Source organism: Reichenbachiella ulvae (assembly GCF_025833875.1).
GTDB classification, from domain to species: Bacteria; Bacteroidota; Bacteroidia; order Cytophagales; family Cyclobacteriaceae; genus Reichenbachiella; species Reichenbachiella ulvae.
Genome location: NZ_JAOYOD010000001.1, coordinates 2,930,644 through 2,945,670, shown reverse-complemented (window position 1 = coordinate 2,945,670; position 15,027 = coordinate 2,930,644). Strand labels below are relative to the sequence as shown.

Sequence of the window (15,027 nt, the reverse complement as noted above, 5' to 3'; positions counted from 1 at the left end):
ATGAGAAACTGATAATGGTGTATTGTCAAGAAATGCTGCAGGAATTTGAGTAAATTGTAGGCTTGACAAAAGCAATAATTTGACGGATTAGTGCTTGTATTCCGAACGGTACTGAAGAGGAGAAATATTCATAGTTTTTTTGAACAGTCTAGAAAAGTATAGTGGGTCTTCATATCCCAGCTGAAAGCTAATTTCCTTCACACTCAAATCCGTAAAACTGAGAATCTGACAGGCCTTTTGAATTTTGAGATGGTTAAAGTAATGAATCGGAGAGTAGCCTGTTTTCTTTTTGAATAGTGAGAAGAAGTGAGAATTGGAGTAGTTGAAATAGCTCGCAATCTCGTCTACCTTCAGGGCTTGATTCAATCGTTCTTTCATGTACTTGATGGAGCGGGCCACCACATCTTCTTCGGCTGTTTCTATGCCTATCTCACTAAAGTAAGAATCATAAACAAAAGAGCCAATAAGTTGCCAGAGCGTTATATTGACAAACTCTAAGTTGCCAGAGCTATATCCATCTTCTATCACATTCATCAGGTTTTCGAATATACTTATACGTCTCTGCTCGAATGAAATATATCTGGGCTTATCATGACTGTCTTTGTCAAGCTTGTCGAAAAAACTATAGGCTTGGGGGCCAGTAAAGTGCATCCAATAAATGCTCCAGGGGTCTTTTTGTACGGCGTAGTAGGCATGTCGGGTTTCTGGAGGGATGATGTAAAATGAATTGGCTTTTAGCTCTACCTGGGTATTATGGATTTCAATAATGCCTTGTCCTTCTTTACAGTAGATCAATATGTGCTCTTTACAACCATTTTTTCTTTGACGAAAATGATGTTTGGCATGTGGGAAGAACCCTATGTCAGTTATGTACAATTGATTAATAAGACTGTTTTTCTTGACTGTGGTCAAGATCTTTTTAGGGATGTTAATCATCCTCTGCCCTAGAAAACCAGCTTGAACCCGGTTCTCAAACCGCTTAAGATTCTCGTTTTTAGTTGCTCGTCTCATAATCTCATTGGGACAATAGATTGTAAAGTTATCAATAGGTCTGTTTTATCAAAGTAATCATACCATTGTCCATAAACGTAAAGAATATGTCCATCTGATATACTTGTTTCAATAGTAATTTTGACTGTGATATTGAATGAATAATTCAAGTATAGGGTGTTGTTGTTGAAAAAACAGCCTCCTGAACTAGGAAGTCTTCATTATATTCTGTGTGGCTTCTGAATAAATAGAATAAACCATCTTGATGGTTTGTAGAAAGACAAAGTATGATTGAAAGAATGAATTTATTGTGCCTGGGGGCCTTCCTCTTATTTTTCATGAGTTGTGATTCTAATTTGAGTTCATCAGATTCTGAAAAAATCCCGGATCATGGTCTGTGGTCAAGACCTGAGATTGTTCCAATTCCGACAAAGACCGGCCAAGTCGAAAAACCTGTACTTCGTTTAGGTGGAAGTTGGTTGATCAATACCAACCCTGGTGAAAACTATTGGGCAGATCAGGGTAACACAGAAGACTGGAAAGAAGTCATCGTTCCATCGTCTATTGAAAAGCAAGGTTTTAATATCCGAAGAGGAGAAGAATACGCCTACAAGAAAAGCATAATCATTCCAAAGGACTATGCAAGTAAAAGAGTAATCCTTCGATTCGAGGGGGTAACCGGAACTGCAAAAGCCTGGATCAATGGAAACTTCCTCAAGGAACATTATGGTGGTTTCAATGTCTGGACTTGCGATATTACCGACTTTGTGATTCCGGGACAGGAGGCCGTGTTGACTGTAGGTGTTGTGGATGAAGAACGTGAGTTGTCAACCACGTCATTTAACCATGGGGGAATCGTGCGGAGTGTGAAGCTAATGGCTGTGCCAAAAAACCACATTACCAGATTCAATGTGGAAACCGACCTTGACGATAGTTATGAAGATGCTTTGCTCAAAGTATGGACAAAAGTCGCTTTCAGTCAAGGGGAGAAGGTCAGGATAAAGCCCACATTAATTGATCCATCTGGGAAAATAGTACCACTTCAGCAAAATGATATCAGCCTTGATAAAAAGCAACCAGAAAAAATCACAGTATTTAATGTCAAAGCCCCTATAAAGTGGGATGCCGAACACCCGAATCTTTATACTTTGAGATTGGAGCTGATCGAAAATAATGAGGTAGCACAGGTGCTAACCAAGAAAGTAGGTTTTAGAGAAATTACAATTGAAGGGAAGAAAATGCTGGTCAATGGTCAGGAAGTCAAGCTACGCGGAGCAGGACGATTCGACAGTGATCCGGATTTTGGGAAATACCTTTCGGACAAAAAAGCCTGGGAAGAGGTCAGAATGCTAAAAGAAGCCAATCTCAATTTTGTACGTCCTTCGTGCTATCCTGCCACTAATGCTTATCTGGATGCATGCGACAGTCTGGGGCTGTATGTACAGGTCGAAAATTCAGTCACATTTACACGTGGCACGCAGAAGGATACGGCCTATACAGCTTTGTACATGGATCAAATGGCAGAGATGATCGAAGAGGTCAGGAGTCATCCGAGCATCATCATTTATGAATTGGCCAATGAGACTTACTATGGTGTCAACATTACCAAAACCTATGAATACGCGAAAGCAGAAGATCCGACGCGTCCTGTGATATTCAGTTGGTCCCAGAGTGTACCGGAAGGGGTGGATTGGCCCTATGATATTTATAGCTATCACTATCCAGATTGGGATACTGATCTAGGCTCGGCTGGAGTAGCGGTTTTCAATAGTGATGAAGTCCGGCCTTTGCCCACAGGTATGCCTGTATTACATGATGAGTTTGCTCATGGATCGTCCTATTATCAGCAGTCGCTAGCTAGAGATCCAGGAATGAGGAATTTTTGGGGAGAGAGTATCAAAGTGTTTTGGGAAAGGATGTTTACTACCGAAGGCTGTCTGGGTGGTGCGATGTGGGCGATTATTGATGAGAATGCCTACGGTTCTTGGGCGTTTGAATGGGGAGCCATCGACCTATGGAGGCGCACACGCCCCGAATATTGGCATATGAAAAAAGCCTACTCACCCGTGCGCATTGGGGTGAAAGAGTTTGAGCATCCAGGGAATGAGAATTCACTGATCCTCCCGATGAAGAACTGGTTTGATCATACTAATTTGAATGAACTGGATGTTTCGTGGAAAGTGGGAGAAGCTACAGGCCAAATGAAGGGGCCAGATATTATGCCGCATTCGGATGGGGAATTTGAAATTCCGTATGAGGATTGGAAGGAAAATGACCAGCTCGAGTTATCCTTTACAGACTCCTATGGTCGGCTTATTGATCGTTACCTACTTAAAATTGCTGGAAGTGAAGTTTCATTTCCAGCACCATCAGGTCCAGCACCAAGTCTACAGAATAACCCGAATGAGATCATTGTCAGTGGAGAGGGGTTCGAAATTGTTTTTGATAAAAATAATGGCTTGATAAAAAGTGGAACATATAATGGTCAACTAATCCTAAAAGGAGGGCCTTATTTTCAATTGACAGGTGGAAAAATGGGTAAGTGGGTGCTTAAAGACATAGCTGCTAAGGAAGAAGGAAATGAGGTAGTTGTTTCGATTTCTGGCACTAACGAACCAGTTGAAATCAGTTTTGAGCTTAGGATCGATGGGGCTGGACTGATTACAACCAACTATGAGCTGTTGGCCTTTGGTGTGGAAGCTCCTACACCTAGAAAGAAACCCTGGGACGATCAGGATGCCGGGGGATTTCAGGAAGTAGGCGTTTCTTATTTGTTGACAGCTAATATAAACGAACTGGAATGGGATAGAAATGGACTATGGACTTGCTATCCCGAGGACCACATTGGGAGAAACAGGGGCACAGCCAAAAGGACCTCAGACGGAAAGCATAAGATATTTGGTGAGGAACCGGAAAGACCATGGTCACAGGATGAAAGGGATTTTAGTGTCTTTGGTCAATATGATATTGGCGGCCGAGGTACCAATGATTTTAAAAGCATGAAGGAGTCCATTAATTATGCCTCCGCACTGGATGCAAATGGGGGAGTCGGAGTGCGAATCGAGTCGGATGGAACCGAGGCGGTAAGACTAGCGGTACAAGAGGATGAGTCGAGCATTTTGACTATTGAAAATATGACCTTTCATGGTGACTGGACGATGACCCCAGATAGTGTTTCTTATTTTGGATTTCCTGAATTGATGTGCACACGTGAAGGAGATGGATTTACTTTCTCTTTCGAGGGAAGTGGGTTTGCCTGGATAGGAACGAATGATCGCAGTTTGTCCGCTGCAGATATTTACATTGATGGGAAGTTAGTCGAAGATGATTTGATTTTCTACAGCAGAGGGAAATCCCCAAATTCTATATTTTACAGCAAAGAGGGATTAAAGGAAGGTTCGCATACGGTAAAGATTGTTGCACAAAAAAGAACTTCTGGTCGTGGGCAGAGAGATGAGGTGAAAGTACCTGTAGGTGCGATCAAGATATTAGACGGAGCTACCAGAGGAGATGTGCTCATGATAGTGAATGATCAATGGAATTATACGAAGATGGGATTAGGTAACTATATGAAACTGCCTATTTACATCGAACCAGGATATAAAAATCAGGTGCAAATGAGATTAATTGGTAAGGAGTCATTCAACAATTGAGAGGGATGAATCATTTTGATTGGAAAGGGATAGTAAAAGGAAAGCGAGCTTTGAAAACTGAGAACATCCTCATTCAGAGCGTTTTTCTTATGGCATGGTTCACTTTGGTCAGTTGTGATGAAACATCATTTGTAGATCTTTCAGGACAATGGATGTACAGATTGGACACGGTAGAAGTAGGGGAACAGGAAAAATGGTTTACGCAGCATTTTGAAGAAAATGGTTTGTTTTTGCCAGCTGCCCTTCGGGATCAAAATATTGGTCATACCCCATCAGTGGAAACCCAATGGACAGGTGGTATATATGATAGTTCCTGGTACTTTTTGCCCGAGATGGCTAAATACCGAAATGCCGTTCCATCAAAATTTCCTTTCTGGCTGACACCCGTCAAGCGATATGTAGGAAAGGCGTGGTATCAAAAAGAAATCAACATTCCGGCAGATTGGAAAGGGGAGCAACTGGAATTGTTCCTGGAGCGGCCACATTGGCAAACCCAAGTTTGGTTTGATGATCAGGAGATCGGTAGTGAAAACAGCCTGTCCACTCCACATGTTTTTATCCTTGCATCCGCGCTGGTTACGAGCGGGCAGCACCGTATTACTATTTGTGTGGACAATGCCATTCGGGGAATCGATCCGGGCATCAATTCCCATAGTATCTCAGACCATACTCAGGGTAACTGGAATGGAATAGTTGGGAAGATGGAGTTAAGACGCGTCGAGTCGATCTCCATAGCTCAGGTTCGTATCATGCCCAATCTTCAGAAACAGCGGGTAAGTGTTGAGATATCACTTTCCGGTAATAATGCCACCGGCGAGGTGGATGTGACGCTGGCAGCAGTCGGGGTTAATCATTCACATGAGGTAAAGGCAAATACTAAGACCTGTAACCTCAAGGATGGAAAGATACTGGCCCATTTAGACATGGGCGAGGATTTTAATACCTGGAGCGAATTTGCTCCTAACCTTTACGAGCTATCCATTGCCTTAAAAGATTCAAACGGCAACTCGCTGCAACAAACACAGACTTTTGGTATGCGTGAGTTTACCATAGATCAGAAGCAATTTGAGATCAATGGTACGCCTGTTTTTCTGAGAGGCACTACAGATTGTAGCGTTTTTCCATTGACAGGCTACCCCCCGACTGACGTTCCATCCTGGGAAAAGATATTCAAAAAGTGCCGGTCTTTTGGGCTGAATCATGTTCGGTTTCATTCCTACTGTCCACCCGAAGCAGCCTTTGTAGCGGCAGACAAGATCGGTATCTATCTGCAAGTGGAGGGGCCGAGTTGGGCGAAGTATTCCGTCACATTGGGAGACGGCCTGCCAATTGATCAGTATTTGATGGATGAAACCAGGCATATCATAGATACCTATGGCAACCACCCATCATTTGTCATGATGGCTTATGGAAATGAACCTTCGGGCAATTATGTGCCGTATCTGGAAAATTGGGTAGATTATTTCAGAGAATATGATCCGCAGCGTGTATTTACAGGCGCTTCCACGGGACGTAGTTGGTCAATTATAGACAACAGTGATTTCATCGTTCGCTCTCCACCACGTGGACTAGAATGGGATAAAAGAAAACCGGAAAGCGATTTTGATTACCGGGATAAAACAGAGAATCAAAACCGGCCTTATGTAACCTTCGAAATGGGGCAGTGGTGTGCATTCCCGAATTTCGAAGAGATTGACAAATACACAGGTTCGCTAAAGGCGCTCAACTTCGAGCTTTTTCAAGAAAATCTGCATGATCATCATATGGGAGATCAGGCGCATGATTTTCTGATGGCATCAGGAAAACTACAAGCCTCTTGCTATAAACAGGAAATAGAGGCGACCTTGCGAACGCCCAATCTGGCCGGATTCCAATTGCTAAGCCTCAATGATTTTTCAGGACAGGGGACAGCACTGGTGGGCGTGCTGGATGCCTTTTGGGAGGAAAAAGGTTATATCTCTGCTGATGAGTTTCGACAATTTTGCCAGGAGGTCGTACCTCTGGTTCGATTGCCGAGGTATACTTTTTCTAGTCAGGAACAGTTGAAGGCTGAAATAGAGGTGGCTAATTTTGGTGCTGCGGTTATGAAAGATGCCTCCATCGGATGGAGACTCTCTACTACTGATAGCACCGTCGTGAATAAGGGTGAATTGGATTCCAGGGACATACCCATTGGCCTTGTGGCTGTTGGAGGTATTAGCGTACCTCTTGAATCCATCAAAAAAGCTCAAAAACTTATTCTGGAAGTTCAGATAGGAAACTATCGCAATCAATGGAGCATTTGGGTATATCCACCCATTCAAAATCCCGCAGAAACGAAAGATATCTTCATTACCGATACCTTGGGTGAAAAGGCAGTCAATATGCTAAAGGATGGAGGTAAGGTGCTTTTGCAGGCCGCAGGCAAGGTGGAGAATGGCAAAAATGTGAAGCAACACTATATGCCAGCATTCTGGAACACATCATGGTTCAGGATGCGTCCTCCACATACTACCGGAGTGCTGATCGATGAGGCACATCCTGTTTTTGATCAATTTCCCACGGATTACTACAGTGATTTGCAGTGGTGGGAGTTGGTAAATCAACAGCAAGTGATGAATTTGGAGTATTTTCCTCCAGCATTTAGACCAATTGTTCAGCCCATTGATACCTGGTTTCTCAACCGCAGGCTGGCCATGCTGTTTGAAGCTAAAGTAGGGGAAGGCCGATTAATGGTTTGCAGCATCGATTGGGATAAAGAAAATTCGGGTGTTGTATCTCAGCAATTTCGACAAAGTCTGTTGTCGTATATGAATTCTACAGCTTTTCAACCTGAAAACCAGATGGAGCTGTCTGTAATACAGGAGTTGTTTGAAGAAAAAGAACGTGAAGAATGGCATTCCTTTGTGAATGATAATCCATAAGTGAATAGAAATGAAAGTGAATATAAGAATGAAAATGAGAGAACTACTATTAACGCTATGTTTCGGATTAGTAGCGGTTACTGCATCCATGGGACAAAGCAATTACTCTATCAATATAGACGTGCCCGAAAAGCAAATTAAAAGAGGCCATCTGGATCTTGGAGGTACTAATCCCGGAGGGGACGTTATCGATGTAAACAGCTATTACATTACCATAAATGATAAACCCTTTTTTCCGGTAGTAGGTGAACTTCATTTTTCCAGGTATCCTGAGCAATATTGGGAGGAATCTATCCAAAAGATGAAAGCTGGCGGGATCAATGTCATTGCCACCTATGTCTTTTGGAATATTCACGAACGTGAAGAGGGAACGTTTGATTGGTCTAAGAATCTCAATCTCCGACGTTTTGCTGAGCTATGCGAGAAAAACGATGTATTTCTGATTGTACGAATGGGGCCTTTCTGTCATGGCGAAATGCGCAATGGAGGGATTCCGGACTGGATGTATGGGCGGACTTTCGAGATCCGCTCGAATGATCCGGATTATCTCAGTTATGTAGATCGCCTGTATGGCGAGATAGGCAAGCAATGCAAAGGTTTGCTCTACAAGGACGGAGGTCCGATTGTAGGGGTACAGTTGGAGAATGAATTCCAGCATTCGGCCGCACCGTGGGAAATCACCTATCCGGGAGCCAGAAAAGAATTGACAGTGGCAAACATCAATACTAATGTGACACACGAGCAAATCTCAGAAACGCAAGGACAGAACCCATATGCAGACATGGGTAAGGATCACATGGCCAGACTAAAGCAACTCGCAAAAAATCATGGAATGGATGTGCCTCTGTATACCGCCACCGGTTGGGGAAATGCCGCCATAGTCGAGAAAGGAAGTATCCCTGTTACCGCGGGCTATGCCTATCCATTTTGGGCGCCACCGAGTCCTTCTACTTTCTACCTTTTCAAGGATATTCACAAATACCCCGATTATATGCCAGTGAGTTATGATACGGATTTGTACCCATCAATCCCAGCCGAGATAGGGCCAGGCATTCAAGTGAAATACAGCCGAAGACCTGTGGTAGATCCTGCCAGTGTGCTTCCGCTGATGGTGCGCATCATTGGTAGTGGATCCAATGGGATCGGTTATTACATGTACCATGGTGGCTCTACACCCGTGTTTGATGGCAAGTATTATAATGAAGAGGTGAATGGGATACCAAAGGTTAATTATGATTTTCAGGCGCCTATTGGACAATATGGACAGGTTCGCCCTCATCATAGTAGTTTAAAGACGCTTCACATGTTTTTGGATGAATATGCCGAAATGCTAGCTCCGATGAAAACGGTACTTCCTGAAGGATATGAAGACATCAAACCGGAAAATACCCAGACCTTGCGCTATGCGGTGAGGTCGAAGGGTCAGCAGGGCTTTCTTTTTATGGTCAACTTTCAGGATGACGTGGAGATAGCCGATATCAATGACGTAAGTGTAACAGTGGAGAGTGGTGAAGAGACCCTTCGTTTTCCATCCACAGGAACCTTCGATCTGAAAAAATCTACCTCTGCCATTTTCCCTTTCAATCTAAAACTGGGGGAGACGATGATCAAGTCAGCTACAGTGCAACCGCTCACTACGCTCAGAATGGAGAAAGGAAATTGTTATGTTTTTAGTTCATTCGAGGGGATTGTGCCAGAGCTGCTTCTTGCTGGAAATGTTAGCCTTTCAGATCTTCAAAACGCGAATACCAGCCAAATAAAGAGTCACACGCTGGTGAAAGGAAAGAATGAGAAAGTGTTTTCATTTAGTGTTGGCAAGGATCAATTTCTCATCATTCCACAAGCCATGGCCTTGAATGCAACTAAGGTAGATGAGCGCCTCATCATCTCAGATGGCTTAATCCTGAGCGATGGGGATCAATTAACTATGGTCACAAGATCGTCTAATGCAGCCATTTATATTTATCCTTCGACTACTAATAGTCCTAAAGTGGTTAATGCCTCTATTAGCAAAGCTAAAGCAGTTTTTAAAGGCGCTTCTTCATATGAATTGAGTTTTGAAGAAGTAAAGGCACCTGTATCTGTCAAGCAGGTAACGGATCGAAAGTATACCATTACCACCGATGGAGATCTGGGGCAACTGAATGACGTTTTTGTAGAAATAGACTATGTAGGTGATCGGGGCATGGCTTTTATCGATGGCTTGCTAACCACGGATCATTTTTATCACCAAAAGAAATGGGAAATAGGCATGAAAAGCTATCTCTCAGATTTGGCAGGAAAGGAAATGGTTTTGATTTTTCATCCCCTTTATGATGATCAGGAGACATTGGTGGATTTTTCAGAACTGCCGAAGTTTGAAGGTGGTAATTATCTGGATATCCGAGGTATCGAGGTAGTGAATGAATATAAGGCGATCCTGACTTTTTAATAACAATTGCAGGGAGTGAGAGTCGATAAAGTGGATATTGAAAAGGAGTTTTTTGGCTTCATAGAGGGTCAGCCGGTATATCTATATACACTCAAGGCAGGTCATATGGCTTTGAGTGTGATGAATTATGGAGCTACGATCACAGCCATAGAAGTGCCCGATCGCAATGGCCAGATGCACAGTGTGGTCGCTGGGTTCTCGACACTGGAGAAATACCTGCAACCACATCCATACATGGGGGTGATCGTAGGTCGCTTTGCCAATCGCATTGCCGATGGAAGATTCACTTTGGATGGAAAGGAATATCAGCTTTCGATCAATGATAGCCCCAATCATCTGCATGGAGGAGATAGTGGCTTTGATAAAAAGGTCTGGATGGCTGAAGATCCGATGATAGGTCCAGACCATTGTGCGATTGCATTTACGACTTCTTCGGCAGATGGGGAAGAAGGGTATCCTGGTAATTTGTCCATAAGGGTGGTTTATAAGGTGACAGAGCAGAATGAAGTGGAGATCAGCTATCATGCGATTACTGATAAAGCCACTCCGATTAGCTTAACTAACCATTCGTATTTCAACCTGTCCGGTTTTCAGAAGTCCCGTATTTTGGATCACGAACTGTCCATCAACAGCGCATTTTTCACCGAAAAGAATGAGAATAACACTTCAACTGGCCGCTTAATCAAATGTGCGGATACAGCCCAGGATTTTCGTCTTCCTAAAAAGTTGGGAAAGGATATAGATCAACTCGTAAGCGATAGGGGGTACGATCACAATCATGTGATTGAGGGGCATGGTTTTCGATCGGTGGCACAGCTCGTGGATCCCTATTCCGGAAGGATGCTGGAGGTGCATAGCGATATGCCTGGTGCACAGATCTATACCTCCAATTGGTGGGACGCTACATTGATCGGATCGCAGGGAATCCCCTATGAGAAGCATGGAGCCATCGCCATCGAGACACAACAGTTTCCTGATGCACCCAACCACACGAATTTTCCCAATGCTATTTTGAGACCGGGAGAAACTTATGAATCGAAGACTCGATTCAGCTTTTCGTGCCAAGCTGATTGATAAGTTTTTGACATTCAAGAGAGGACTAATATGGGACAATAATTACGATAAGCTTATGATCCAGATTTTGCTATAAATGCCAATGAACATTGAAAGATGAATTATCATCCAAAAGAGACGCATATTGACCATAAAAAGACCAATTATCCCCCCATCGGAATCCTGATTTTATGGGAGTTTTGAAAATAAGAAATTCCTGTTAAGCCAATTTATGCTTTAGATAATATGAATGCGCTGAATGAATTGCCAGCCTAATGGCAAGGGCGTTTATGGAATTATTTGACTTGAAAATCGAAACAAGTAGATGTGCTTATTGCTACGTCTAATTGGTTTCTCAATGAATTGAAATTATGAAGACATTAAATCAATTGCTATTTATTCTTAGTGCCCTATTATTTTCATTTGGATGTTATGGCCAGGTGTCCTTTGGTGATCCTGTCAAAATCAACAATCAATGGAAGTTCAAATTAGACGATGTAGAGCAGGCACAAGCATCAGATTTCGATGATGAAAAATGGCAAACCGTAGACCTGCCTCATGATTGGAGCGTGACACAGCCCTTGAGTCCTACACTCGCCAGTGCCCAGGGTTATTTGCCAGGTGGAATAGGCTGGTATCGCAAAGCCATTCATATCCCAAAAGACAAGGTGGGAGAGAAGGTTTACCTCTATTTCGAGGGAGTATACAATCGTAGTGAGGTATACATCAATGGACAACTTCTGGGCAAACGACCCAATGGGTACATCTCCTTTATGTATGATGCTACGCCTTACATAAAAACAGGAGAGGAAAATGTGATTGCCGTACGTGTGGATCACAGTAGACAGGCCGATTCCAGGTGGTATACGGGCTCAGGGATCTATAGAGATGTTTGGTTGGTATATGCCAACCCTATGCATATTAGCCAGTGGGGTGTATATGCTTACCCAGAGCAGGTAACTGAAAAACAAGCTACCCTAAAAGTAGAAGTGTCTATTGCCAATGAAGCGGATAAAAAAGGGAAGTTAACCGTAAAGAACGAACTGCTTTCCCCTCAAGGGAAAGTAATCAGTGTGTCTAATTCTAAGCTTACAGTAGCGGCAGGCGAAGAGGCAAAAGTTGTCATAGATATGCCAGTGGCTAATCCACAGCTTTGGAGTATCAATAGTCCAAACCTATATCAACTGAAGACCACTGTGTACCGTGGCAATCGTGTGATCGATGAAACTACCACCACTACTGGTTTTAGATCTCTTAGTTTTGATCCCAATCGTGGCTTTGCGCTGAATGGAGAGTGGATGAAAGTCAAAGGTGTTTGTCTGCATCATGATGCAGGTGTATTGGGTTCTGCTGTGCCTAAAGAAGTATGGAGAAGAAGACTCCAGACGCTAAAAGAGGTGGGAGTAAATGCGATTCGAACCAGTCACAATCCACAATCTCCCGACCTATATGAGTTGTGTGATGAGCTGGGGTTGTTGGTCATGAATGAAGCCTTTGACGAATGGGAATTTCCAAAACGCAAATGGCTGGAAGGCTGGAATGTGGGTACGCCGGGCTTTGAAGGCTCTTACGATTATTTTAAAGAGTGGGCAGAGCAGGATATGGCCGATATGGTACAGCGCGACCGAAACCATATATCCATATTTGCCTGGAGTATAGGCAATGAGGTCGATTATCCTAACGATCCTTATTCTCACCCTATTTTGGATGGTAGCAAGGAAGACGGCTTTACACAAGCCATCTATGGAGGCTACAAAGAAGACGCTCCTGATGCTATGCTGCTAGGTGATATTGCGAAAAAACTGGTCGCTACTGTGAAACAATATGACAATTCGAGACCAGTGACGGCCGGATTGGCAGGTGTGGCCATGTCCAACGAGACAGCATATCCTTCAGCCTTGGATATCGCAGGATATAATTATACCGAGAGCCGCTATCAGTCGGATCATGAGAAATACCCGGACCGTGTGATTTTCGGAAGTGAAAACAGACACGAAATCTACGCATGGCAGGCAGTGGTAGACAATGAGCATATTTTTGGCCAGTTTCTATGGACGGGTATCGATTACCTGGGAGAGTCGGGCAGATGGCCTTCTCGTGGGTTTTACTCGGGACTTTTGGATTTTGGTGGTTTCATCAAGCCAAGAGGCTATTTTCGTCAGTCGCTATGGGCCGATGAACCGATGGCTTACATAGGCACCTATCCTACTAGTACGATCAATAGATGGAACCGCTATTCGATAGATGCCTGGCCTATCTGGAATTATGAAGAAGGGGACAGTATCAGAGTGGTATGCTACACCAATGCAGCCAAAGCAAGACTGGAGTTGGATGGAAAAGTAGTGGGGCAGGTGAAGGATTATGATAAGAAAACAGGTGTGATATTCTGGGACATTCCTTTCCAGTCTGGTAAATTGGAAGTCATAGGACTGAATGAAAACAATGAAGAAGTATCGTCATACTCCATTTCATCATCTAAGAGACCAGAAGCTCTGACTGTTATCAAAAGTGATAAGCAGATCGATGAAGAGAGTGGTCTGGCTCAGGTGGTGATTCAGGTAGTGGATGAAAATGGAGTCCCAGTGATGCTCTCAGACAATGAGGTGACCTGCACCATCGAAGGGCCAGGTGAGCTGCTAGGATTAGAGGCCAGCAACAATTCGGACATGGGCGATTATACGGACAACAAACAGCGGGTCTTTCATGGTCGATTGTTGGCTTACATCAAATCGACTGGTCAGACTGGTGATATTACTGTCAGGTTCACTTCGCCATGGCTGAAATCCGCGGAAATTTCGATCAAAGTGCGATAGTAAACAGGAGACTAAAATAGACTTTGCGCATTTTTTGAAATACCAGAGGCTGGAAGGATGAACGGTTATATCATAGACCTTCATCCTTTTAGCCTAAACTTAGAATTCCTTCTTAACCCTCATAAAACTTTACGGTTTAGAGAGCTCTATTGACCTGGTCAAGCGTGTCGCCTAAGGTAATTCTTAGATAAAGGAGATCACGAAATGCTAACAGCATATGCATTAAACGAACTACTAGAGGAATAACAACCTCCCACATCAATATTGCATGTGGGGATTTTGGTAGTCAGCGGTCGCAGAGACCTAAAATAGTAAGAGGATCTTAATCTTTCTGAACTACGACTAATTCATCATCTTTCCATATTCCACTCGCGACTATCTCGCCATGTTTGTCATAGAAGATGCCTTCTCCATTGCGGAGGTCCTTTTCCCATTGACCGGTAAATTTCTCTCCGTTGGGCCAGTAGTAGGAGCCGAGCCCTTGTCGTTGATCATTGTGGTACTCGCCTTGATAGTATTCCCCGTCAGGCCAATAGAAGGTCCCTTTTCCGTGACGCAGGTTGTTTTTCCATTCTCCTTCGTAACGGCTGCCCGTACTCAGTAGTGCGATGCCCTGACCGTTGGCTTTTTCATTGCTGACTTCCCCTACGAAATAAATCGTAGTACCCTTTGTGCTTTCGAAAGTGAGGTATTCGCCATGAGATTTACGTTTGAGCTGCCCTTTGATCTTTTCTAGTTCTACCTCTCTTTTGCGTAGGACGAATTGTAGCGAATCATAGTCTCTCACCTCTTTTGGAGTGGCTACAGAGGGGATAATCTGAAACGTCTCGATCGCAATGGAGTCAAGTTGAGAGGAGTCCAAATGATAGATTTTTTTCTGAAGGCTGAGGAGTCTTTTCATCAATACGATTCGAAGCTTCATCGAGTTGGTATCGAGCAGCAGCCCCTGATTCAATTTACTTTCGCTTTCAGCCAGGGCTTTGGTGTAGTTACCCTGCATCATCAGCGAATCGATGCTGATCAGTTGTTCCTGTTCTAGTGCTATTTTTTCCCTTTGATCTAAGGAGGAAGTGACTGCAAACTCACGTTTCACTTTTCTGGTCTGAAGAAAAAAGTAAACGGCCAAACTGGAACTCAGCAGGAGCGCGATGAACAGGGCGGTATTGATTCCTTTAAATTTCATA

General features: G+C 43.5%; 7 protein-coding genes. 5 read left to right on the top strand and 2 right to left on the bottom strand.

Annotation, left to right across the window (positions count from 1 at the left end; genetic code table 11):
- Positions 1–87: 87 nt before the first annotated feature.
- The gene (locus N7U62_RS11735; RefSeq protein WP_264138163.1) at positions 88–1,011 is read right to left on the bottom strand and encodes an AraC family transcriptional regulator; all 924 of its coding nucleotides are present in this window, start codon (positions 1,009–1,011) and stop codon (positions 88–90) included.
- Between the two features lie 278 nt (positions 1,012–1,289).
- Here N7U62_RS11735 and N7U62_RS11730 point away from each other — a divergent pair, with 278 nt between their 5' ends.
- From N7U62_RS11730 to N7U62_RS11710, 5 genes are all read left to right on the top strand, one after another.
- The gene (locus N7U62_RS11730; RefSeq protein ID WP_264138162.1) at positions 1,290–4,643 is read left to right on the top strand and encodes a glycoside hydrolase family 2 TIM barrel-domain containing protein; all 3,354 of its coding nucleotides are present in this window, start codon (positions 1,290–1,292) and stop codon (positions 4,641–4,643) included.
- 5 nt (positions 4,644–4,648) lie between these two features.
- Entirely contained in the window at positions 4,649–7,546 is a 2,898-nt protein-coding gene (locus N7U62_RS11725; RefSeq protein ID WP_264138161.1) for a DUF8487 domain-containing protein, read from the top strand.
- A 34-nt stretch (positions 7,547–7,580) separates the two neighbouring features.
- Complete coding sequence (locus tag N7U62_RS11720) at positions 7,581–9,977, top strand: beta-galactosidase (RefSeq protein ID WP_264138160.1); 2,397 nt, start codon at positions 7,581–7,583, stop codon at positions 9,975–9,977.
- 15 nt (positions 9,978–9,992) lie between these two features.
- Positions 9,993–11,051, top strand: a complete 1,059-nt coding sequence (locus N7U62_RS11715) for an aldose epimerase family protein (protein ID WP_264138159.1) — start codon at positions 9,993–9,995, stop codon at positions 11,049–11,051.
- A 350-nt stretch (positions 11,052–11,401) separates the two neighbouring features.
- Entirely contained in the window at positions 11,402–13,843 is a 2,442-nt protein-coding gene (locus N7U62_RS11710; protein ID WP_264138158.1) for a glycoside hydrolase family 2 TIM barrel-domain containing protein, read from the top strand.
- A 322-nt stretch (positions 13,844–14,165) separates the two neighbouring features.
- Here the strand turns inward: N7U62_RS11710 and N7U62_RS11705 are convergent, their stop codons facing one another.
- Positions 14,166–15,026: an MORN repeat-containing protein gene (locus N7U62_RS11705; RefSeq protein ID WP_264138157.1), complete on the bottom strand. Its 861-nt coding sequence runs from the start codon at positions 15,024–15,026 to the stop codon at positions 14,166–14,168.
- Position 15,027: the final 1 nt, after the last annotated feature.